At 41.9% G+C, this 23,882-nt stretch carries 23 protein-coding genes; 20 read left to right on the forward strand and 3 right to left on the reverse strand.

Features of this window, described 5'->3' with window-relative positions; all coding sequences use genetic code 11:
• The first annotated feature begins 295 nt into the window (after positions 1-295).
• Positions 296-1,045 (forward strand): gamma-glutamyl-gamma-aminobutyrate hydrolase family protein, encoded by a 750-nt coding sequence (locus tag EC328_RS03590; RefSeq protein ID WP_164906016.1) that lies wholly within the window; start codon positions 296-298, stop codon positions 1,043-1,045.
• An 11-nt stretch (positions 1,046-1,056) separates the two neighbouring features.
• Entirely contained in the window at positions 1,057-1,257 is a 201-nt protein-coding gene (locus EC328_RS03595; protein WP_128425537.1) for a hypothetical protein, read from the forward strand.
• A gap of 35 nt (positions 1,258-1,292) precedes the next feature.
• On the opposite strand, the gene EC328_RS03600 is transcribed toward EC328_RS03595, so the two are convergent.
• Complete coding sequence (locus EC328_RS03600) at positions 1,293-1,757, reverse strand: nucleoside deaminase (protein ID WP_128425538.1); 465 nt, start codon at positions 1,755-1,757, stop codon at positions 1,293-1,295.
• Between the two features lie 200 nt (positions 1,758-1,957).
• Between EC328_RS03600 and EC328_RS03605 the strand changes: the two genes are divergently transcribed.
• The 9 genes from EC328_RS03605 (at position 1,958) to lpdA (ending at position 11,493) form a co-directional block, all read left to right on the forward strand.
• Complete coding sequence (locus EC328_RS03605; protein WP_164906017.1) at positions 1,958-2,776, forward strand: carbon-nitrogen hydrolase family protein; 819 nt, start codon at positions 1,958-1,960, stop codon at positions 2,774-2,776.
• Positions 2,777-2,805: 29 nt separating this feature from the next.
• Positions 2,806-3,279 (forward strand): NUDIX domain-containing protein, encoded by a 474-nt coding sequence (locus EC328_RS03610; RefSeq protein WP_128425539.1) that lies wholly within the window; start codon positions 2,806-2,808, stop codon positions 3,277-3,279.
• Positions 3,280-3,295: 16 nt separating this feature from the next.
• Entirely contained in the window at positions 3,296-5,221 is a 1,926-nt protein-coding gene (locus EC328_RS03615) for a sigma-54-dependent Fis family transcriptional regulator (RefSeq protein WP_206363911.1), read from the forward strand.
• A 173-nt stretch (positions 5,222-5,394) separates the two neighbouring features.
• On the forward strand, positions 5,395-5,766 hold the full coding sequence (locus EC328_RS03620) for a Lin0512 family protein (RefSeq protein WP_128425540.1): 372 nt from the start codon (positions 5,395-5,397) through the stop codon (positions 5,764-5,766).
• 12 nt (positions 5,767-5,778) lie between these two features.
• On the forward strand, positions 5,779-6,759 hold the full coding sequence (gene pdhA, locus EC328_RS03625) for a pyruvate dehydrogenase (acetyl-transferring) E1 component subunit alpha (RefSeq protein ID WP_276318544.1): 981 nt from the start codon (positions 5,779-5,781) through the stop codon (positions 6,757-6,759).
• Positions 6,760-7,731, forward strand: a complete 972-nt coding sequence (locus tag EC328_RS03630; protein WP_128425541.1) for an alpha-ketoacid dehydrogenase subunit beta — start codon at positions 6,760-6,762, stop codon at positions 7,729-7,731.
• Positions 7,732-7,772: 41 nt separating this feature from the next.
• Positions 7,773-8,768, forward strand: coding sequence for an ATP-NAD kinase family protein (locus tag EC328_RS03635; RefSeq protein WP_128425542.1), 996 nt, complete (start codon positions 7,773-7,775; stop codon positions 8,766-8,768).
• A gap of 19 nt (positions 8,769-8,787) precedes the next feature.
• Positions 8,788-10,092 (forward strand): dihydrolipoamide acetyltransferase family protein, encoded by a 1,305-nt coding sequence (locus EC328_RS03640; RefSeq protein ID WP_128425543.1) that lies wholly within the window; start codon positions 8,788-8,790, stop codon positions 10,090-10,092.
• A 15-nt stretch (positions 10,093-10,107) separates the two neighbouring features.
• Positions 10,108-11,493 carry a dihydrolipoyl dehydrogenase gene (gene lpdA / locus EC328_RS03645; protein ID WP_128425544.1) on the forward strand — a complete coding sequence of 462 codons (1,386 nt, stop codon included), beginning with the start codon at positions 10,108-10,110 and terminating at the stop codon, positions 11,491-11,493.
• Positions 11,494-11,709: 216 nt separating this feature from the next.
• Here the strand turns inward: lpdA and ybaK are convergent, their stop codons facing one another.
• Entirely contained in the window at positions 11,710-12,186 is a 477-nt protein-coding gene (ybaK, locus tag EC328_RS03650; RefSeq protein ID WP_128425545.1) for a Cys-tRNA(Pro) deacylase, read from the reverse strand.
• Positions 12,187-12,283: 97 nt separating this feature from the next.
• Here ybaK and EC328_RS03655 point away from each other — a divergent pair, with 97 nt between their 5' ends.
• From EC328_RS03655 to EC328_RS03695, 9 genes are all read left to right on the forward strand, one after another.
• Positions 12,284-13,060: an enoyl-CoA hydratase/isomerase family protein gene (locus tag EC328_RS03655; protein WP_128425546.1), complete on the forward strand. Its 777-nt coding sequence runs from the start codon at positions 12,284-12,286 to the stop codon at positions 13,058-13,060.
• 193 nt (positions 13,061-13,253) lie between these two features.
• Entirely contained in the window at positions 13,254-13,742 is a 489-nt protein-coding gene (locus EC328_RS03660; RefSeq protein ID WP_128425547.1) for a COG2426 family protein, read from the forward strand.
• A gap of 237 nt (positions 13,743-13,979) precedes the next feature.
• The gene (gene ppdK, locus EC328_RS03665; RefSeq protein ID WP_128425548.1) at positions 13,980-16,625 is read left to right on the forward strand and encodes a pyruvate, phosphate dikinase; all 2,646 of its coding nucleotides are present in this window, start codon (positions 13,980-13,982) and stop codon (positions 16,623-16,625) included.
• A 146-nt stretch (positions 16,626-16,771) separates the two neighbouring features.
• Positions 16,772-17,833, forward strand: a complete 1,062-nt coding sequence (locus EC328_RS03670) for an FAD-binding protein (protein WP_128425549.1) — start codon at positions 16,772-16,774, stop codon at positions 17,831-17,833.
• Positions 17,834-17,959: 126 nt separating this feature from the next.
• Positions 17,960-19,501 carry a sensor domain-containing diguanylate cyclase gene (locus EC328_RS03675; protein ID WP_164906018.1) on the forward strand — a complete coding sequence of 514 codons (1,542 nt, stop codon included), beginning with the start codon at positions 17,960-17,962 and terminating at the stop codon, positions 19,499-19,501.
• A gap of 137 nt (positions 19,502-19,638) precedes the next feature.
• Positions 19,639-20,847 (forward strand): M20 metallopeptidase family protein, encoded by a 1,209-nt coding sequence (locus tag EC328_RS03680; RefSeq protein WP_164906019.1) that lies wholly within the window; start codon positions 19,639-19,641, stop codon positions 20,845-20,847.
• A 97-nt stretch (positions 20,848-20,944) separates the two neighbouring features.
• A complete protein-coding gene (locus EC328_RS03685) occupies positions 20,945-21,340 on the forward strand; it encodes a hypothetical protein (RefSeq protein ID WP_128425552.1) in 396 nt (131 codons plus the stop codon).
• A gap of 317 nt (positions 21,341-21,657) precedes the next feature.
• Positions 21,658-22,347, forward strand: coding sequence for a LiaF transmembrane domain-containing protein (locus EC328_RS03690; RefSeq protein WP_164906020.1), 690 nt, complete (start codon positions 21,658-21,660; stop codon positions 22,345-22,347).
• 5 nt (positions 22,348-22,352) lie between these two features.
• The gene (locus EC328_RS03695; protein ID WP_128425554.1) at positions 22,353-23,603 is read left to right on the forward strand and encodes a M48 family metallopeptidase; all 1,251 of its coding nucleotides are present in this window, start codon (positions 22,353-22,355) and stop codon (positions 23,601-23,603) included.
• Between the two features lie 7 nt (positions 23,604-23,610).
• Here the strand turns inward: EC328_RS03695 and EC328_RS03700 are convergent, their stop codons facing one another.
• On the reverse strand, positions 23,611-23,874 hold the full coding sequence (locus EC328_RS03700) for a hypothetical protein (protein ID WP_128425555.1): 264 nt from the start codon (positions 23,872-23,874) through the stop codon (positions 23,611-23,613).
• Positions 23,875-23,882 lie beyond the last annotated feature (8 nt).

A 23,882-nucleotide genomic window follows, 5' to 3' on the forward strand; every position in this document is an offset into this window, starting at 1 on the left:
TTCTTTTTTCATTTTCTTAGCTCTTAGCTTTTTATGACCCCTGATTGAGTTTCCAGGGTGATGTGTCACATTATGGCATACTGAACAAGGCCAGATCCAAAGAGCGATACCATCTGGCCTATTAAAAAGAATGCTGTGTTCTTTTTACAAGCTGTACTCATATATATCTCCGAAGGTTTTATTTGCCATAGATACCCATTTTACCACAACTGGAATATTTCATGACAGGATAGGGTTAGAAAGGATCAGAGCGGGTACAATGACAATGATTAAACATAATTGGGAGGAGATTAAAATGAGACCGGTAATAGGTATAACATTAAACTACACAACAACAGACACGCTTGGGGTAAATGAAGGCATAGGCGCGAAAACTCAGGACTGGCAGCTGATAGCATCAGATTATATAAGAGCTGTTGAGAGAGCCGGAGGAGCACCAGTGATACTACCTATTACAGACAGCGTGGATACCATCTGGGAACTGGTAAAGGGTCTGGACGGAATAGTATTTACTGGCGGAGCAGATATAGATCCAGCCCTTTATGGTGAGGAACCAATATTCGGGCTTGGCACTATCGATACACTGAGAGACGGATTTGAGTTTGAGCTTTTGAATCGGGTCATCAGAGAAACTTCTATACCGGTTCTTGGCATTTGCAGGGGATTCCAGCTGATCAATATAGCCTTTGGCGGTACTTTATATCAGGACATGAAAACTCAAAGACCTGAGGGGATGAATCATAGTCTTGGAATTTTCCCTAAATACTATCCTGCGCATATCCTGAAGGTAAAGGAAGGCTCCTGGATGCACGGAATATTTGATGGCGAGATCGGTACCAATAGTCTTCACCACCAGGCTGCTAAGGACCTGGGAAAAGGTTTGATCCCGACATTGCATGCAAAGGATGGGCTGGTAGAGGGATTTGAACTGGAAGGCGAAAGGTTTCTTGCAGCAGTCCAGTGGCATCCTGAGATGATGATCCAGACTGATGCAAAATACTTAAGGTTTTTTGAAGGCTTTATAGAGATTTGCAAGAAGAGTTAGTGGAGGCATAGATGTTTACTAAAACAGATAAGATATTGGATATCGTTGCAGATCATCCTGAAAAGGAAGTAATTTTCAAGCCATATGACGATTTGATCGGTAAATGTGTTATGTGTAGTCATCTGTTCGATACAATTGAGGAATTTTGCAAAATGTATGGTTTGGATGAGGCTGAGCTGCTAAGAAAACTCAATAGCCGGGATACAATATAAAAAAAAGGATACCGGTAAACAGCCAGTATCCTTTCTCAGTATAATGTTCTTTTTTCATCCATTTCGTAAAGCTTAAAGACCTCAAGGCAGGAATCCCTTTCCAATTGAGTAAGCTTTACAGATGCTAAATCATCCTGACGAGGCAGTATATCATAGAGTATCTTATCATCGAATCCAATGTGTGCGGCATCATATCTATCACAGCCGTAATAGACGTCAGTTATTCGAGCCCAATGGATGGCCGCATAGCACATTGGGCATGGTTCGCATGTGGTATACAGACTGCAGTCGGACAGATCAAATTTCCCGAGATTTTTGCAGGCTTCACGTATTGCATTGATTTCTGCATGAGCAGTAGGATCATTCGTTCCAATGACCTTATTGTGGCCTCTTCCAACAATGGCACCGTTACATACTATCACCGCACCAAATGGACCACCATCTCTATTCTCAACTCCAAGCCTTGCCTCTGATATGGCCTCGCCCATAAATGGGTCCATAAATAACACCTGCCTTCCGCAAAATATATACCCATCTTAACTATGAACAGAACTTTGAGCTGATTGATGATTATTTTCACAAACAGGGTAAAGTTGTTCCAAAATTGGTATAATCAGAGTAGAAGAGAGTTTGTTAACAAAATCGCCCAGGAGGTTTGGCAGCTTATTTTATAGTTGAAAGTACTTTTATATAGGAGTTGATGATCAAATTGAAAACACTTAAAACAGCACTGATCCAGTTAAAAGTAGTGGATGACAAAGAAGAAAATCTTAAAGTGGCAGAGAAAATGATACGCGAGGCAGCATCAAATGGAGTCAGGCTGGTATTGCTTCCAGAGATGTTCAATACACCTTATGACAATTCCAGGTTCCCCGTTTATGCAGAGGAGTATCCCGGAAGGAGCAATCGATGGATGGAGGAGCTCTCAAAAGAGCTTAAGATATACATAGCCGGAGGCTCGGTGCCTGAGAGAGAAGGAGATAAGCTTTATAATACTGCGTATGTTTACTCGGATGAAGGAAAGCTTATAGCCAAGCATAGGAAAGCCCATCTATTCGATGTAGATGTGGAGGGCGGTATAACATTTAAGGAGTCCGACACACTTACACCAGGCGAGTGGTCAACTATTTTTGCTATAGAGGACATGAGGATTGGGCTTATGATCTGCTATGATATAAGGTTCCCGGAGTTTTCAAGAAAACTTGCACTGGAGGGTGCGGAGGCTATTTTGGTGCCTGCTGCATTCAATATGACCACAGGACCGGCACATTGGCATATTTCAGCAAGGGTAAGGGCTCTTGATAATCAGCTTTATATGCTGCTTTGCTCACCAGCCAGAGATTTCTCAGGTCCCTATACAGCCTATGGACATTCTATCGTCACAAGTCCGTGGGGAGATATAGTTGATCAACTCGGCTCTGAGGAAGGCATCCTCTATTGTGAGCTTGACAGGGACCATATAAGAAAAGTTCGGAATCAACTGCCGCTCCTTAAGCATAGGAGACCAGAATTGTATTAGAGGAATAATTACTATCTGAGGTGATCATTGTGCATAGGTTCAGGAACATTGTTACTGCTTTTTTGCTTAATGAAGACAAGGTGCTTATGCTAAAGAGAGGGGATCACAAAGCGATAGGACCTGGGAAGTGGTTTGGTGTTGGAGGTCACATCGAGCCTGAGGAGATAAATGATCCTTATACCGCTATCTATAGAGAAATAAGAGAAGAAACCGGGCTGGACAGATACACCATCGAGACCCTCGACCTTAAGTACATCATTTATAATCATGTGGGTAAGGAAATAGTCATAAACCATATATTTTTTGGCAGAACATCATTGACAGAAGTAACCGATAGTGATGAGGGGACCTTACATTGGATAGAAAGGTCTCAGGCAGTTGAAAGGATAGAGATCCCGGCTGTCAGAAAAGCTCTTGAGCATTACTTCAGCGAAGTCAGAGATGAAATACTTCTGGGAGTGGTTGACGGTGCTGAGCCTTATATATGGTGGTATCCGTTATGAAAAGGGGCGTGTTCTCTTGAACGAAATATTAATGGAGAAATTTGAAAATGCATGGCTAAACTTTGTCCAAAACAATGTTGAGCCCAGTGATATTAACCCTATTATATTAAGATCATGGCGAAGATGCCGTGACCATGGAGTGGATCCTTACGGTGGAGATGGAACTAAGGTATCCGATGAAGTTCTAAATGCAGCATTGAGAAAAAACAGAGAGCTTCTGGAGATAGCAAAACCAATAATGGACAATTTAAACAGCATAGTACTTGGTACTGAATTCGTTCTGGTATTAACTGACAGCAGTGGCTTGATACTGCATATCATTGGCGAAGAAGGAATCAAGCTTGAAGCAGAAAAGCTGAGGTTCAGCACAGGATCTTTATGGTCTGAAGAGTATGTAGGCACTAATGCAATCGGTACTTGTATTGCTGAAGATAAACCAATTCAAACTATTGGAGCTGAGCACTATTGTAAAAGCCATCACACATGGACTTGCTCAGCTGCGCCAATACACGACTCTGAAGGTAAACTTATCGGAGTTCTTGACATGTCAGGGTACTCCAATGGAGCTCATAAGCATACATTAGGTATCGTCGTTTCTGCTGCATACTCCATTCAGAATCAACTGTCGCTTTGGAGGTCATATGCGCTAATTGATACGACTATCGAGTCGATTTGGGATGGGGTCATGATAATAGACGGTGATTACAATATAACGAGGGTAAATAAAACAGGCGAAAAAATACTGGGAATTTCCAGAGGTGATCTGGATTCCAAGGATATCAGAACAATTTTGGGGGATAAGATTTTCCTAAGTCCCGATCATTACCGGAGAAGATTGGATTGGAACTTTTATATTAAAGGCAAGAGCATTCCTTGCAACATAAGGATAGCACCCATGAATATACATGATAGCTTTACAGGAATGATAGTAATGTTCAGGGAAATGAAGGAGCTTCACAAAACAGCAAATGTTGTTGCAGGGAACAAGGCTACGTATACTTTTGACAGTATCCTTACCAAGAATCCTATAATGAAGTCGTCAATAAAAGAAGCGTACAAGTTTGCCAAGACCAGGGGATGTGTTCTCATAGAGGGAGAGAGCGGAACAGGGAAAGAGCTTTTTGCTCATGCAATACATAATTCAAGCAATAGGAATGACGGCCCTTTCGTTGCTATAAATTGTGCTTCACTGCCGAGAGACCTGGTTGAAAGCGAGCTGTTTGGATATGAGAGGGGAGCTTTTACTGGCGCTGTAAAAGAAGGTAAGATCGGAAAATTTGAGCTGGCTAACGGTGGAACATTATTTATGGATGAAATTGGAGAGCTTCCTCTTGACGTTCAAGCCAAGCTTTTAAGAGTTCTTGATGATTACACTATAACCAGAATTGGTGGAAAGATTCCGATGAAGCTCGATGTTAGAGTCATTGTCGCCACCAACAGGAATCTTTTTGAGGAGGTAAGAAACCGTAATTTCAGAGAGGATCTGTACTACAGGCTCAATGTGTTTAAAGTCAATATCCCACCGTTGAGAGATAGAATAGAGGATATTGAACTATTAGCAGAATACTTCTTAAAGCGATTAAACATGGTTAGTGGAACAAGGAAGTATTTTTCACTTGAGTTCATAAATGGGTTGATGGAGCATAACTGGAAAGGAAACGTCAGAGAACTCCAAAATATAGTGGAAAGGGCATTTCACCTTACCGAGGGTGATTTGATCAATGAAACTGCTGAGAAGAAGCAGGCTGATATATATTATTCCGATTTTATCATTTCCAACGATATGACTATAAGGAACCATGAGAAAACAGCTATTGAGAAGGTTCTTGAGCATACTGGAGGTCAGGTGATTGAGGCCAGCAGCATACTTGGTGTAAGTAAATCTGCGCTATACAGAAAAATAAAAGAGTATAGTATTGAACCAAGAAAATATCGTTCATAGGAAAATTCCCGTAATTGGGAAAATAAAATTCCCATAATCGGGAATTTTATTTTTTTTAAAATCTTAGCAGCGTTGATAAATGCTGATAATACACAAATAGATCGGTTGGCATGATAATTGCTTAGTATATCAGTAGTTACCGTAAAGAAAAGAGAGGGGGAATACATAGAGATATGGAAGGAGAGTCCAGAAAAAGATTTATTATCGAGTTTGGTATGGGCATGGACTTACACGGACAAGACATCTCAAAGGCTGCAGCCAAAGCAGTAAAGGATGCAGTATCGAGATCATGCTTGTGTGGGCTGGAGGAAGTTTTGGGAATCAAGGATTTGAATACGTCGGTTGAGATCGAGGTTACAGTCGCCGTTTCAAGACCGGAGGAGGTGGATGATAGGAAGATAAAGGAGCAGCTGCCAATAGGCAGTGTCAAGGTCGAGGCAGTAAAAGGCGGTTTGACTATACCAGGGTTGTATATACCAGCTTTAGGAGATAATGATAATACAATAGAAGCAGCCCTGGCTTGTGTCGAAGTATTTATACTTTAAGGAGGGATTTTCTTGGATCTGACAAATGAAAAGATAGTTGAGATGTACAAGGTTATGAAGAGAATCAGAGAATTCGAAACAAATGCAAGCAGGTTATTTGCAGAAGGCATAATACCTGGGTTCGTTCACCTGTATCTCGGAGAGGAGGCTGTTGCGACGGGAGTTTGCTCAAGCTTGAATGAAGATGATTACATCACCAGCACTCATAGAGGACATGGGCATATAATTGCTAAGGGTGGAGAAACCAAGTACATGATGGCTGAGCTCTTTGGGAAAGAAACAGGATACTGTAAAGGCAAGGGCGGTTCAATGCACATCGCTGATGCAACAAAAGGGATTCTGGGTGCAAACGGGATTGTAGGAGCTGGACAAAATATTTCAGTAGGTGCAGGGTTAAGCGCTAAATATAGAAAGTCCGGTCAGGTTTGTGCATGTTTCTTTGGTGATGGCTCAACAAACCAGGGTACATTCCACGAATCGATAAACCTTGCAAGCATATGGAAGCTTCCAGTGGTATTCGTTTGCGAGAACAACCTTTACGGGATTTCAATGTCCCAAGCCAGACATCAGGCTATTCAGGATGTGGCTGATAGAGCGGTAGCCTACAATATCCCTGGAGTAGTGGTAGATGGTAATGATATATTTGCCGTATACGAAGCAGCTACTGAAGCAGTAGCCAGGGCAAGAAGCGGTCAAGGTCCTACTCTGATCGAATGTAAAACCTACAGGCATAAAGGCCACTTTGAGGGCGATCCGACAACCTACAGACCATCAGATGAGGTCCAGGAGTGGATGGCGAAGGATCCTCTACCAAAAGCTGTAGCTTATTTATTGGATAATGAAATAGTCACAGAGGAAGAGCTTAAGAAAATAGATGAAGAAATCCTCAAGGAAATTGCAGCAGCAGTTAAATTTGCAGAAGATAGCCCTGTGCCTTCTTTAGAGTCCATCGTTCAGGATATTTATACTGATATCGTAGAGGAGGTAAGATAGATGAAAACCATGAGTATGATGGAAGCCATCAGAGAGGCTATGAATAAGCGAATGAGAGAGGATAAGAACGTAATTCTTTTTGGCGAAGACGTTGGAGCATTTGGGGGCTGCTTTGGGGTTTCAGCTGGTATGTTCGACGAATTTGGAGAAGAGAGAGTAATGGATACTCCAATCTCAGAGGGCGTAATAATTGGAACTGCAGTAGGAGCAGCAGCTACTGGGTTAAGACCTATTGCTGAGCTTATGTTCATAGATTTTGCAACTGTAGGAGCGGATCAACTGGTCAATCAGGCAGCAAAGATGAGATATATGTTTGGTGGTAAGATCAACCTGCCAATGGTAGTGAGATTGCCATTAGGTGCTGGAATAAGTGCAGCAGCTCAGCACTCCCAGTCTCTGGAAGCTTGGTTGGCACATATTCCGGGACTAAAGGTCGTATATCCTTCAACACCTTCAGATGCCTATGGTTTGTTGCTTCAATCAATAGATGACGATAATCCGGTAATATTCCTTGAGCATAAGGTGCTTTATGGTGCTAAAGGTGAAGTGGACGAGAATATGGCTCCAATAAAGTTTGGGATAGGGGACGTCAAGAGAGAGGGAAGTGACGTAACCATAGTCGCAACCGGAAAGATGGTTCATGAGGCTCTTGCAGCGGCCGAAAAGCTTTCAGCTGAGGGTATTGAGGCTGAGGTATTTGATCCAAGAACACTCTTCCCACTTGACAAGAAAGGCATTCTGAAATCACTGGAGAAGACGAATAAGATTGTGATTGTGACAGAGGAAAACAAAAGAGGAAGTTTTGCTGGAGAGATATCGGCAATAATTGCAGAGGAAGGCTTTGATTATCTCGATGCACCCGTACTCAGAGTATGTGCTATGGATACTCCTGTTCCTTTCTCGCCTGTACTTGAGAAGTACTATGTTCCAGATGCAGATGACATTGTAAAGGCTGTTAAAAAGCTATTCTAAATGGAGGCAACAATTGTTGCCTCCTCCCAAGGGGTGAAAAGATGAGTACAATCGGTATTATAGCTAATCCTGCATCGGGAAAAGACATCAGGCGGCTTGTCTCCCATGCTACTGTAGTTGACAATAATGAGAAGATCAATATCGTTAAAAGAATAATTCTGGCTGCTCAGGGGGCAGGAGTTAAGAGTGTCGTGATCATGCCGGATACATTCCTGATAGGGTACAAAGCATCCGAAGCCCTTAAGAGTTCAAAGGAGCTTAAAATATCAGTCGAAATACTTGATATGATAGTCAAAGGAAGTGTTGAGGATACAATTTTAGCTGCCAGGCTTATGGAGGAAAATAAGGTGCAATGTATTATTGCACTTGGAGGTGATGGCACCAGCAGAGCAGTAGCCAAATCAATCACCACTACTCCACTGATAAGCATCTCTACGGGGACGAACAATGTTTACCCTGAAATGCTTGAGGGAACAGTTGTAGGTATTGCTGCTGCGGCAGTGTCAACAAGAACGAGTAATCTGGGACAGTCCTGTCGGAGGGACAAGAGAATAGAGATATACAAGGATGGAAGGATGCTGGATATTGCCTTGGTAGACTGTGTTATATCGAAGCAGACCTACATAGGATCAAGAGCAATTTGGGATCCCGAAGATATCCAAAGGGTCATAGTATCCAGAGCTAACCCTGCATCAATCGGTTTCTCGACCATTGTGGGAGTAAAGAAAATCATCGGTGAGGATGATGATTTTGGAGCATCTATCAATGTAAATGCTGGAGAATTTCAGTTGGTGGCTCCAATTGCAGCCGGCACAATGAAGAAAATACGCGTTGATGAGCCATTGATCCACCCACTTGGTGAGATTTTCTCTATGCCTATGGACTACAAGGGAATAATGGCTCTTGATGGCGAGAGGGAGCTTCCATTCAAAAAGGGAGATGTTTTTGAATTTAAGATAACCAGAGATGGACCATACAGGGTCAATATAAAGAAAACAATAGAATCTGCCCAATTAAATGGATTCTTTAATCGGTAACACCAGAGGAGGAGGTAAAATGGCAAAAAAAATAGTCATGCCCAAGTTAGGGCTTACCATGAAGGAAGGAAAGCTTGTCAAGTGGTATAAGGAAGAAGGGGACTCAATAAAGTCAGGGGATAAATTGTTCAGTATTGAGACTGACAAGATAACCAATGATGCTGAAGCAACAGAGGATGGGATACTTAGAAAGATATTAGTGAAAGCAGGCGCTATTGTTCCAATCATGACACCAGTTGGTATAATGGGTAGTTCAGATGAGGATATTTCATCTTTATTGGCTGATGTAACTGAGGGTTACGGTATCAAATCAGAGGATAAAACACTGGAGCCAGGAAAAATGATTGAGCAGGACAAAAGAATCGAGAAAGCTGAGAAAGTGAAAATTTCTCCAGTGGCTAAAAAGCTTGCCGAGGACGAAGGGATAGATATAGCATCGATCGATGGAACAGGTCCTCAAGGCAGGATAGTTCTTGACGACGTAAAAAATGCAATTGAAAACAAAAGAAAAGTAAAGGCGAGCCCTGCTGCTTACATTGCAGCTGAAAAGCTGGGAGTGGATATATCGGGCATCTCAAGTGGTTCGAGGATCATGAAGGACGATGTTATAAGAGCAGAAAAACAAGCTAAATATTATTCGATGGCTCATCCAGAGGATAGCAGGATGCCTATGACCACTATGAGAAAAATCATAGCTAAGAGGATGAGTGAGAGCTCGTTGATAGCACCAACTGTAAACTTTACCATTTCCATTGATATGACAAACCTCAAAGCATTACGGGAGGAGCTAAAGGGTGAAAGGAATGTAACCTATACTGACCTCATTGCTAAAATAACTTCGCTGCTGCTGCTTGAGCACCCATATCTCAACTGCTCCCTGGATGGGGAAGATATAGTTATGCGAAATTATGTGAATATGGGGATTGCTGTTGCTTTAGAGGATGGTCTTTTAGTTCCTGTCATAAAAAATGCTCACGTTAAGTCGCTTGAAGAGATATCCGGAGAAATCAAAGACTTGTCCTTCAGGGCAAAGACAAATCAACTGACGACAGATGAGATAGAAGGAGGCACCTTCACAATAACAAACATTGGAATGTTTGGTATAGAAAGCTTCACACCAATAATAAATCAGCCTGAATCAGCAATTCTTGGAGTTAATGCGATCATTGATACCCCAATTGTTGTTGATGGCTGTGTTTGCATTAGACCGATAATGAAATTGTCACTGACTGCTGACCACAGGACAGTTGACGGTGCAGTTGCAGCCATATTCCTTGCAAAGCTAAAGGAATCTCTGGAGCATCCACTGAGAATTCTGCTTTAGACGAGGAGGGATAGAATGAAGATTGCAATAATCGGAGGCGGCCCAGGTGGTTATGTCGCAGCAATAAAAGCTGCTCAGATGGGTGCTGAGGTAGTTTTGATCGAAAAGGAATACATCGGAGGAACCTGTTTAAATACCGGCTGCATACCAACGAAAGTACTTCTTCACTCCACAGAGATTTACCATCAATTAAGGAATGAGGCTGAAGACCTGGGACTTGAGATCAATGATCTTAAGGTAAACTGGAGAAATCTATTGACAAGAAAAGAACTTGTTGCTACACAGCTTGTTGAAGGAGTGAAAAATATTCTCAGAACCATGAATGTAGAGGTTGTGAGAGGTTATGCAAAATTTACATCTACTAAAACTATCGAGGTTTCACTAACTGCAGGCGGGAAAAGAAGTATATCTTTTGATAAGGCAATAGTTGCAACTGGATCGAAATCCATAATCATTCCTGTACCCGGTCATGATTTGGAGGGAGTGATAACAAGTAGAGAAGCAATGAGCCTGGAGGAAATTCCTGAAAGCATTTGTATTATTGGCGGTGGGGTAATAGGGGTAGAGTTTGCAAATATTTACTCAAATTTAGGAACTCAAATAACTATTATTGAGATGCTTCCTGAACTTGTTGCGAATATGGATCAGGAGATAGTAAACAGCCTTGAGGAAGCATTGCTCACCAAAGGAGTTAAGGTATATAAGTCAGCTAAGGTTCTTAGAATTGATCGATCGGGCAAAGAACTCCAGGTAACTGCGCAGTTGGGAGATGATCCATTTCAGGTTATAGCTGAAAAGGTTATTATGGCTACAGGAAGGAAGCCTTCGGGAGACGGCTTAGGACTCGAGGAAATCGGAGTCAAGGTTGATAGAGGAGCTATCCAAGTGGATAGACTATTTAAAACGGACGTTGATAATATTTATGCAATTGGAGATTGTACTGGCGGGGTTCAGCTTGCACATGTCGCTTCAGCATCCGGACTGATGGCCGCAGAATTAATTATGGGAGAAAGAATGGCGATGGATTTCAGAACGATTCCCTACTGCGTATATACAAACCCTGAGCTTGCTTCTGTGGGGCTGACTGAACGAGATGCAGTAATGAAAGGCTACAAGATAAAAGTAGGCAAATTCCCGATGTATGGTAATGGGAAATCAGTGATCACTGGGAATGTCAGAGGGATGGTAAAAATCATAGCAGATGAGAATACAGGTGAAGTGTTGGGGATCCACATTGCTGGCAACAGTGCAACTGAGCTGATCGCCTCAGGAGCTGTAGCAATGAGGCTTGAGGCTACAGTTCAGGAGCTGATAACTACTATTTATGCTCACCCAACAGTTGGTGAAGCAATACATGAAGCAGCGGAAAGTGTATTTGGGAGAGCGATACATATTCCCTAAAAGCTTTGACGCCTGGGTGATAAAACCATCGGGCGTCTTTTTTTTACACTTATTTATAATCGTTATGCTATAATAATCAATAGTATAATAATAGTCGTGGAGGTAGAAGATGAGCAAATTCAACAAGTACGATGTTGATCCAAGGTGGAGGCTTATGCTTATTTTTGCAGCACTTGGGATCGTATTCATTATAGCTTCAATACTTGTTAGATAATGTCAACCAGTAACAAGGTCAGCAAGCTTATAGTCAAGTACCTTGGCCAATTCCGTAACAGGAACGTGGAGCTGATAGCCGACCCTGCCAGCGTTAAAAACCACCGAATCTAAAAGTATAAGGGTTTCATCGAAAAATGTAGGGAAGTGTTTCTTCATTCCAAGCGGGGAGCACCCGCCCTTCACATATCCTGTTACGTTGGAAAGGTCTTTTAAGGGAAGCATCTCTATATACTTTTCACCTGATGCCTTAGCGGCTTTTTTAAGATCTAATTCACCTGAGACAGGTATTACGAATACATAAGCAGAAGAGGATGTACCTGTAGCAACAAGTGTTTTAAAGATTTCATCCTCTGACAAACCGAGCTTTTTTGCGACCGATTTTCCGTCAATAGCTCCGTCATCTGTGTTATAGGATGAAAGCTTATAATCTATGCCTGCGATATCAAGCAATCTTGCTGCATTTGTCTTTTCACTCATACGATCACCTCACAATAAGATTGTAACAAGATTCTTTGATTAGAACAAATAAATATTGGCGATAAATTTAATAACCTGATAAATAAAGGAGGCTAAAATGAGCTGGGAAACAATAATCTATAGTAAAAAGGGAAAGGTGGGCATTATAACGCTAAACAGACCAGAGGCAAACAATACCTTTGATCCTGCAATGGCCAGGGAATTGAACGATGCTCTTCGGTCGATGGATGACGATAACGAAGTAAATGTTATTGTAATAAATGCCAGTGGAAGGAATTTTTGCACTGGGATAGATGTGAATTTCGTGGATGGAAAATCGATGGACGAGTACCTCCAATGGGTCAGGCTTATGGAGGAGATGAATACAACAATAGCAAGGATGAAAAAGCCAGTTATTGCATCCGTACATAAAATTGCAGTCGCAAACGGGATTGGTCTGGTGGCGGCATGTGACCTGGCGATAGCATCAGATAATTCAAAGTTTGGAGCGACTGCTATCAATGTGGGACTTTTCTGTATGGGCCCGGCTGTTCCTCTCTATAAAAGCCTTGGAAGAAAGAAAACTCTTGAGCTTATTATGACCGGTGATCTCATAGATGCTGAGGAAGCTCTAAGGATTGGTTTGATAAACAAGGTAGTACCGGCTGATAAACTGGAAGAAGAGACGATGAAATTCGCTGAGAAGCTTGCCGCTAAAAGTCCCAGGGCGATGCAGTTTGGCAAGAGGTCCTTTTACCAGATGGAGGATATGAAATTTGAGGATGCATTGGAATTAACAAATTATCATTTTGCTTCCCTATGCACAACAGATGAAGCTATTGAAGGGGTCAAAGCGTTTCTGGAAAAGAGAGAGCCCAACTGGAGTAAAATATAAATTTATTAAGACTGCGAAGTGATTCGCAGTCTTTGTCATTTGGAATGTCAATATAAAAATGTCTGATAGACACATTTAGGAGATTAATATAATATGAAATTGGTAATATGAGCCAGCTATTTGACATCGAACATTATGTTGAATATACTGATACGAGACTTTGTATTGTATCAAATCGATTGGAGAAAGACTAATGCTGGGGATGGCAAAGAGCCTAATTGATATTTTAAATGTTGAAATGACTGTATTTTTGACTGCAGCTATGCCTATTGTGGAGGTTAGAGGAGCTATACCCCTTGGAGTATCCCTTGGGATGTCGCCGCTTCATGCTGCTATTGTCAGTCTGGCTGGGAGCATGCTTCCCGTACCGTTTATACTGCTTACCATAAGACCGATATTCAATTACCTTAGAAAAACAAAGGCCTTTAAGAAATTGGTTTCTCATCTTACTGATAAATCGATAAATAATAACGGCCACAGGATACAAAAATATGGTGCCTGGGGACTTTTGATATTCGTTGCAATACCATTGCCCGGGACCGGAGTCTGGAGTGGAAGCCTGGCTGCAGCTCTTCTTGATATGAGGCTGAAGTGGGCATTTCCTTCCATATTGGTGGGAAATATCATAGCTACAGTTATAATAACTAGCTTAAGCTATGGAATAATAAATGTTTTGATATAGAACTGCCTAACCAGGCAGTTTTTTTTGCAACAATTTTATGGAATGGTTAAAAATTGCCATAGTAAGGTGTTGATACCGCAAAAGCAGGGTAATATAACAGCAATAGATTTAATGCAGCATGGAATATAGTACATGCTATATTTTTAATGTGACATACAATATATTTCTGTGCTATAATTTTTCATATCGGAGACCGCAGACAAATCGATGGTTGAAAAACATTTAGGGGGTAATGACATGGGGAAAAAGTATGTTTACAGCTTCAAAGAAGGCTCCAAGGAGATGAAGTCCCTCCTGGGAGGTAAAGGTTCCAACCTTGCAGAGATGACTAATATAGGACTTCCGGTGCCTCCAGGATTCACAATAACAACAGAGGCTTGCAACAGATTTTATGATGAAGGGCAAAAGCTGTGGCCCGAATTATTGGAGGAGATATACTTAAATCTTGCGGAGGTTGAAAAAACTCTCGGCAAGAGATTTTCTGACCAATCCAATCCACTTCTCGTATCGGTAAGGTCCGGCGCAGTTTTCTCAATGCCTGGTATGATGGACACCATACTTAACCTGGGACTTAATGACGATGCAGTAAAGGGTCTTATTTCCTCTACAGGAAACGAAAGATTTGCATATGACAGCTACAGAAGATTCATCCAGATGTTCTCTGATATAGCCATGGGGATCCCTAAGAGAAAATTTGATGAAGTTATGGAGAAAATGAAGGAAGACAAAGGAGTTCATCTTGATACTGAGCTGGAGGCTGAAGATCTCAAGGAACTGGTAAGGCGTTTTAAGGATGTATACTATGAGGACATGGGCACTGAATTTCCACAGGATCCAATGAAGCAGCTCCAGTTGGCTATTGAGGCAGTTTTCTCCTCCTGGAACAATCCGAGGGCCGTAATATACAGAAAGCTTCATGACATACCTGGGAATCTCGGTACAGCCGTAAACGTCCAATCGATGGTGTACGGAAATATGGGTGACACCTCAGGTACGGGAGTTGCTTTTACGAGGAATCCGGCAAACGGCGAAAATAAAATATATGGCGAATTCCTTATGAATGCTCAGGGAGAGGATGTTGTAGCAGGAATCAGAACACCTAAATCTATCTCAGAGCTTGAAGAGGTAATGCCTGAGGTATTTGAAGAATTCAGAAAGGTTACCAATATCCTTGAGTCACATTACAGAGATATGCAGGATATTGAGTTTACTATAGAAAAGGGCAAGCTGTTCATGCTTCAGACAAGAACTGGAAAAAGAACAACTCAAGCAGCTATAAATATAGCAGTTGATCTTGTCAATGAAGGTAAAATATCAAAGGATGAAGCTATACTAAGGATAGAGCCGAATCAGCTTAATCAGCTTCTTCACCCAGCTTTTGACACTAAAAAGCTTGCTGAGTCCGAGGTCCTTGCAAAGGGTCTGCCTGCATCTCCAGGAGCTGCTTCAGGAAAGATTTACTTCCACGCAAAGGACGTTGTGGAAGCAAAGGGTAGGGGAGAAAAAGCAATTCTTGTAAGGCAGGAGACTTCACCGGAGGACATAGAAGGCATGATAATGGCCGAGGGAATCCTGACAGCGAGAGGCGGCATGACATCTCACGCTGCTGTAGTAGCTAGGGGAATGGGCAAGTGCTGTGTAGCTGGCTGCAGTGAGGTAAGAGTTGATGAGCTTCAGAAAACAATGAAATCCGGATCCATAACTCTCAAGGAGGGAGACTATATATCTCTTGACGGAAGCATCGGTACAGTCTATCTGGGCGATATACCCAAGGTTGAGCCGGAGCTTTCAGGTCATTTTGGAGAATTCATGTCCTGGGTGGATGAGGTGAGAAGACTAAAGGTAAGGACAAATGCCGACACTCCTAAGGATTCAGCACAAGCTGTTAAGTTTGGTGCTGAGGGTATAGGCCTTTGCCGTACAGAGCATATGTTCTTTGACGAGGCAAGGATACCCGCTGTCAGAAGAATGATCGTATCGAATTCAGAAACTCAAAGGAAAAAGGCCCTGGAAGAGCTGCTGCCGCTTCAAAGAAAGGATTTCTATGAAATCTATAAGATAATGGAGGAAAGACCTGTAACAATTAGACTGCTGGATCCTCCGTTGCATGAATTTCTGCCAAGTAATGCCAAGGATATCGAGGAGCTTGCAAAATCAATGGGTATAGCTGCCGAAGACCTCAAGGATACTGTTGAGTCCCTTGAGGAGGTAAATCCAATGCTTGGCCACAGAGGGTGCAGGTTGGCCGTAACCTATCCTGAGATCTACAGGATGCAGACAAGGGCGATAATCGAGGCAGCACTGGACTACAAGGTCAATGATGGAGTGGAGATAGTACCGGAAATAATGATCCCGCTGATTGGTGATGCAGATGAGCTGACATATGTCAAGAAAGAGGTCATCGCAGAGATAGAGGATGTCTTCAGGGAAAGAAGTGACTCCATTGAGTATATGATCGGAACAATGATAGAGGTCCCAAGAGCAGCCATAACAGCGGATGATATAGCTAAGGAAGCCGAATTCTTCAGCTTTGGAACCAATGACCTTACCCAGATGGGCTTTGGCTTCTCAAGAGATGACTCAGGCAAGTTCCTGAATGCCTATGTTGACAAGGGAATATTTGCCAAGAGCCCATTTGAGGTCCTTGATCAAAGAGGTATCGGTAAAATGATGGAGATAGCAGTTGATTTAGGAAGGAAGACCAGACCGGACATCAAATTGGGGATTTGTGGTGAGCATGGGGGAGAACCAAGCTCAGTTGAATTCTGTCACAGGATAGGACTGGATTATGTATCCTGCTCGCCATACAGAGTTCCAATAGCCAGGTTGGCAGCTGCACAGGCAGTAGTCAAGGAAAGGATGAATCTCCAGCTCGATAAATAAGTATAGATACTTAAGCAGCGCTGTTTGATATTCAGATGGCGCTGTTTTTTAATGCTTTAAAGATAATAAAGATAAATATTTATTGATAAACAATAAATATAGTGCTATTATCAAATTTGATAGGAAAAATGCAAGAGGTGTTGGATATGTATGACATTGCGATAGTTGGAGCAGGTCCGGCGGGATCGTCGCTTGCTTCGCTTATTGGGAACAAATATAAGGTTGCACTCATAGACAGAAGAGAGGCTGAAGAAAACAGCATTCAATTCAGGGAAGGGAAATGCTGCGGAGGCTTGCTGGCACCTGATGCCCAAAGGATTATAGCAAGCTCGGGGCTCGTGGTACCACAAAGTATATTCGTAGGACCACAATTGTTTGCAGTCAGGGCTATAGATTTCGACAATGGTCTCGAGAACATGTATCAAAGATTTTATTTGAATATTGACAGGAAAGAGTTTGACAAATGGCTATTAAGGAGAGCGTCCGTAGTATGTGATATAAAGCTTGGCACACTGGTCAGAGATATCCATAGAGTTGATAATGGATATGAGTTGATATGTTCTTCAGTGACAGGGGAGGAAAAGATAAGGGCAAGGATTATAGTGGGTGCCGATGGAGCTGCGTCTATAATACGATCAAGAATATTTGGTGCTTTGGCAAAAATAAAAAAATACGCAGCCATACAGGATTGGTACGAGGCTGACTTCGAAATGCCTTATTACACAGCAATTTTTGACAAAGAAGTAACCGATTTCTATTCCTGGATAATACCTAAGGAAGGAAAACTTCTCATAGGATCCGCTCTGGCAATTAAAGACAAGCCAAAGGAAAGGTTTTTGATACTCAAGGACAAGATGAGATCAAAGGGATTTGACCTGGGAAAGAAAATAAAGTCAGAGGGAACACTGATCAACAGGCCTTCAAATCCGGGAGAGACTATATTTGGAAGGGATGGGGTATTGCTAATAGGTGAAGCTGCAGGCGCCATAAGCCCGAGCTCGGCAGAGGGTATAAGCTATGCCCTAAGAACTGCAGAACTGGCGTATGAGAGTATCGCTGAGGGATTTACCGGGTGTGCTGAAAGGTATTCCAGGAGAGCCTGGAAAATAAAACTCAACATCTTACTCAAAAATATTAAGTCCCCAGGGATGTATGATCCACTTATAAGGAAAGCTGTAATAAAATCAGGGGTAATCAGCATAAAATAGTATTTCGAAATTTGGTTGCTTTAATACTTAAAATTATTAATGAATTTGGTGGTATTTAAGTTTCATTTATATCAAATATCTGATAAAATCGATGTATTAGATATCATTGCAGGAGATTCAGTAAGAATGTTTAAAAATATGTTTCAAACCTTCAGGCTTATGGACCAGGTAAGAAAGAAATACCTGGGCATTGCCTTGGCCATTTTTATTTTATTTTCACTCGCCTTTGCATCGATATTCATAAACCAAATTGAAGATATCGATAAGATCCATGCAGAAAACACTAGAGACCAGATCATAGAGATCAAAAAAGATTTTATGAAAGATACAGTAAATAACACCATAGGCTATATCGAAGAGCTGAAAATATTTAATGAGGATAGGTTTATTAAAAGAATAGATCGACTAAAATTATTTATTTATGACCACTCAGAAGAATACAGGATTGAACATATCAAAGACTATCTTCAAAACGTCGGTATCAATGAAGATTTGCTTATAGTTATTAAGGACCCATCTGGCTTTACGATCTATGAAAGCTCAACTTCCATAGATCACAGGCAAGGAATTCTGAAGGGAGAATATTTCATATCAGAAGAAGTGGAATTCATGGGATATAAGATATTTTTAGGTGCTTTAGACAGCAGTGTTAGGAAGCTTGTTGAAGAGACTCTAAGAAACAGATTATATACCGATGTATATTTTGAGGATTCGTACATATGGGTGAATGAGGTCATCAACTACGAGGGTGGAGACGGGTATGGCAGAAGACTTATACATCCTAATCTCAGGGACACAGAAGGCACTCTGCTTTCAACAGATATGGAGGATATAGCAGGCGGCAAGCCTTATTTGGAGGAGCTTGAAGGAATAAAAAAGAATGGAGAGTTATTCTCCACATATTATTTCAAAAAACTTACAACTGATACAATTGAAAAAAAACTGACCTTTGCCAAGCTGTATGAGGAATACGACTGGATAGTAGCCATGGGAATATATTATGACAACATTGAGGAGTATATTGCCAGATCTGCTGAAGCTTCCAAAGAGGAAAGAGAGAATGCTTTGAAGCTTATGAGTTTTGTAGGGCTGGCCTTGATATTGTCGGGAACCGCAATATTCCTGTGGGCTGAAAATAAGTACTATGACGCATCTACCCAACCACTCAAGACAGAGGTAGAGACCGATCTGTTGACTGGTGCTGGGAGCAGAAGAGCTGCTCTGAAGGCTATTTCAAAGGGATTTGAGAGCTTCAAGGAAAAGGGCGGAGTATATAATATATTCGTAATGGACCTTGATGATTTCAAACAAGTCAATGACACATATGGACATGAAGCTGGAGACAGTGTCCTTGTTCGAGTGGTTGAGAGTATCAGAAAAGTTATCCGGGATGAGGACGGATTTTACAGATGGGGAGGAGAAGAGTTTATTCTCTTTACCAAGGGAATAGCACCGGAAAACTTAGACCAGTTTATGGATAAGATTCTCAAAGCTGTAGAGGGATCTATCTGCAGTAATAAAAATATGAAGCTGAACACGACAGTATCGATCGGCGCCACTATTTTTTTGGGGTCTGACGAAAGCTATAACGATGCTGTCAGAAGAGCTGATGATGGGTTGTATCAGTCCAAGAGAAACGGTAAAAATAGAGGAACTATAGTTATGTAAATATAATCTCCGGGGGAATCCCGGGGATTTATATTTACAAGAATTAAAATTCTGCTATACTGTATCTAATTACATTTTTGCATAACAGCTTTAACTCATAAAAGCAAACGGTAATATTTATAGAGAGGATGGGTCGGATGGCATTAGAGAAAGAATTGCTTGACAGAGCTTCAAAGCTCCAAAATGAAATCGTGGACAACAGGAGAGAATTGCACAGGAATCCTGAGCTTGGTATGAAGCTGCCAAATACAGTGGATTTTGTCCAGAAAAAGCTTCTGGAAATGGGAATATCCTCATCAGTAGTTGGAGGAGGAGTAGTAGCAAATATCGGGGATCCAAACAAAGGAAAGACAATTTTATTAAGAGGAGATATGGATGCTCTACCGATAAAAGAAGAAACAGGATTGACATTTGCATCAGAAAATGAAGCGATGCATGCCTGTGGGCACGACGTACACACAAGTACTCTCCTTGGTGCTGCAAAGCTGTTAAAGGAAATAGAGGGTGAGCTTAAGGGCAATGTGAAGCTTATGTTCCAGGCAGGGGAGGAAGTCCTGACAGGTGCGAAGACTATGATAGAAGAAGGCGTCCTTGATGATCCAAAGGTGGATTCTGCAATGATGATCCACGTATTTTCCGGCATAGAGGCTGAGCATGGTAAGCTTCTAATACCAAGGGAAGGCGCTGCTTCAATGGCTCCGGACCAGTTCCATATATATATAAAAGGCAAGGGCGGACATGGCGCCATGCCCCATACAACCGTAGATCCACTAAATATAGCTGCACAGACCCATCTTGCACTGTCGGAGCTGGTCAGCAGAGAGATAAAGCCTGGAGAGAAAGCACTCTGCGTTATAGGACAGATGTCCGGTGGCCTTGCTGCTAATGTCATTCCAGATACAGCAACGATTTCTGGAGTGATCAGAACTATGGATCCTAAAACCAGGGAGTTCATGAAGAACAGACTGGTTGAGATTGCCAAGGGTACTGCGGCCGTTTTTAGAGGCTCTGCTGAGGTTGAGTATACGATACAGTGTCCTTCAGTGATCAATGACAAGGCAATGAGAGATCAAGCTATATCCTTTGGCAAAGAGCTGTTTGGAGAGGATGGAGTACTACAGTTGGATCCATATATGGATGACGGTATGCTGAGTGGATCAGAGGATTTTGGATTCATTAGTGAAAAAGTCCCGTCATTCATGGTTATACTATCTATGGGCAGCCCGTCAAAGGGATATCCATTTTCTCACCACCATCCAAAGACGGACTTTGATGAAGATCAGTTTTTCAAGGGTGCAGCGTATTATGCATATTTTGCAAAAAGATGGCTTGAAGAGAATAATTAGTTTAAAGCTCCGGGTTTATTTTCCCGGGGTTTTTCTTTGATTAGAGTATCTACTGATGGTATAATCATTACCATACAACAGCATTGGAGAGGATATAATGAAGAATTGGATCCGGAAGTTTATGACAGGCAGATATGGGCTGGACCAGCTGTCGAATGCCATGTTCATCTCAAGTATAGCAATTATACTGGGGAGCATATTACTTAAGAGCACTGCGCTGAATACTGCAGGTATAATCATATTAATGCTTGGGTACCTGAGAATGTTCTCAAGGAACACGAGCGCAAGATATAGAGAAAACCAGAAATTTTTAGGCTTATTTGGCAATATTAGAAGGAAAGCTGCCGGATACAAAGAGACAGCAAAAAATAGAAGTAAATATAAATACTTTAAATGTCCTGGCTGCGGACAAAAGCTTAGGGTCCCAAGAGGGAAGGGAAGAGTTAATATAAACTGCCCAAAATGCAGGCATACATTTATCAGGAAGACGTGAAGAAATTCACAATTCACAATTCACAATTGAAATGAACAATGAACAATGAACAATGAACAATGAACAATGAACAATGAACAATAAAAAGCTAAGAGCTAAGAATAGTTGTTAGCTTTTTCCCCTTTCCAACTCTTCCAACATTCCAACCAAAAATGAGATTCCTCCACTTCGGTCGGTATGACAATAATTCATCGTCCATTATCAATCGTCAATTGTCAATTGTTTTTAACGCCTATTGCCTATCTATTCTTTTCCTGTTGCACTATATTGGTAATAGGGTATCAATGCATTGGAAAAGGGAATTGAGGAGGGCTAAAATGAAAGGCAGATATTTTGTTGGTATTTTACTAATATTGATTGGAACAGGATTTCTTGGGGATCAGCTGGGGTACCTGGACTTTGGCGACATCATAAGCACGTACTGGCCGGTAATTATAATCATTGCTGGTTTAGCGGGGCTTTTTGACAGGGGTTCTTCGAAGCTTGGAAGCCTTATAGTAATTTCAATAGGAGTAATTTTTCAATTAAGCAGGCTGGATATGATAACCAGGGATGTATTCAAGTATTTCTTCCCGGTTGTATTGATTCTGATAGGAGGGAACTTAATTTTCTCCAAGGGAGCAGTGTCCAGTAAAAGTGGCGCAAACTCAGAGAATTGGAACAAAAACCGGACTAACGAAGATTTTGTGGATCACACCGTATTGATGTCCGGAATAGAGAACATCAATACATCCCAAAGCTTCAAGGGAGGGAAGCTCACTGCAATTATGGGTGGAATTGAGCTTGATCTAAGAGATGCAAATATGGAGGGAACTCAGTGCTATATCGAGGCCACAGCCATAGCAGGAGGGGTAGAGATCCATGTACCCAGGCATTGGAGGGTAGAGGCACAAGGCACACCTGTCCTGGGAGCCTTCACCAATAAAGCCGTGGGACCTGTAGACCCGACAGCTCCATTGCTTATCGTCAAGGGGACTGCAATAATGGGCGGAGTGGAGATAAATTAATAGGTATGGACAAGAAACTAATAACTGCAGCTGTATTCTTAATTATATTCTTAATAATATTTGCAGGGGCAATGATTTTTGCCGAGTACCTGAATATCCAGTCTCTAAGGCAGGATTATCCTGATCTTGATGAAGCGGCTTACAGCTATAGAATGGACGCATTCAGATTATGGGCAATAAGGCTCCCGTTATCCTATATTGTTCCTATGGTTTTCCTGTTCTCCGGATTTTCTCAAAAAATTTTCCAAATAACCAGTCGTGGAAGGGGAATGTTTTTATCGGGACTTTTATTTGGGCTGGCTTATTTGGGCATTGTTTATTTTATCAATTTGCCATTTAACTTTTATGGATCATTTATCCTGAGACATAGATACGGACTTACAGATCAGACTATACTAAGATGGATCGAGCTTAGCGCAAAGGGATTTCTTGTGAACAATGGCTTGATAGCAGTATTTCTATGGGTTCCATACGGCCTTATTCAACGGTATCCTGAAACCTGGTGGTGGAGGGGAGGCCTGTTGATGATACCTGTGATAATATTTATGGTATTCATCACTCCTCTTGTAATAGATCCATTTTTCAGCAGATATACACCTATCCCTGATGGATCTCTCAAGAGCGGGATCCAGGAGATCCTTCATAAAGGAGGTGTTTCGGATGCAGATATTTTTGTCGTCGATAAAAGCAGGGACACCAAGACGATGAATGCCTATATGACCGGGATTCTTTCCTCAAGAAGGATCGTACTTTGGGATACTACTATAAACAATCTTAGTGAGAGAGAGGTAATCAGCATAACAGCACATGAGATGGGACACTATGTAAAAAATCATATATGGAAGGGGATAGCACTTGGAATAGCAGGCACGTTCCTGATCCTATTTCTTATATATCTCTCCTCAGGCTGGATAATAAAGGCTTCGGGAGGAGCCTTTGGATTTACAAAGCTTCATAGCTACGCATCTCTTCCATTGCTGCTTCTACTTCTTAATCTTTTTAACTGGCTGGGCCAGCCTGCTGTAAATGGAGTTTCAAGGGTGTTCGAGAGAGAGGCTGATCTCTATGAAATATCTATGACAAGAGACAGGGAATCAGCTGTGACCGCTATGGAGAAGCTGTATGAAACAAGTCTTGGAGTTCCGAGACCATCAGGATTTTACGAGTTCTGGTACCATACCCATCCTTCTCTGGAGGACAGGATTCGATTCTATATGACGGAGGAGCTTGAAGAAATAGCAAAAGGAGGCCAATGAGCCTCCTTTACATTTTGAACAGAAACCACCGGCAGGTGGCTATTTCATATTTTAATTCAAAGGGTCTTTGCTGCTCACCGATTATCCCCTCGCAGCGATAGACCACCGCTCTGTTTCCGCCAAGCTTTTCCTCCTCATGGGAGAATATCCGCCCGATTCGTATGACTGTCCGCACCTTGTCCTCGGAATCCAATCTAAATCTCAGAGGAACCGGATAATCCTTGTCGTTGAACCAGGCGATCATTTCAACACGCTTCATAAGGACCTTCATAAGTATAC

It is taken from the genome of Gudongella oleilytica (assembly GCF_004101785.1).
In the GTDB taxonomy this organism is placed as follows: Bacteria; Bacillota; Clostridia; order Tissierellales; family Tissierellaceae; genus Gudongella; species Gudongella oleilytica.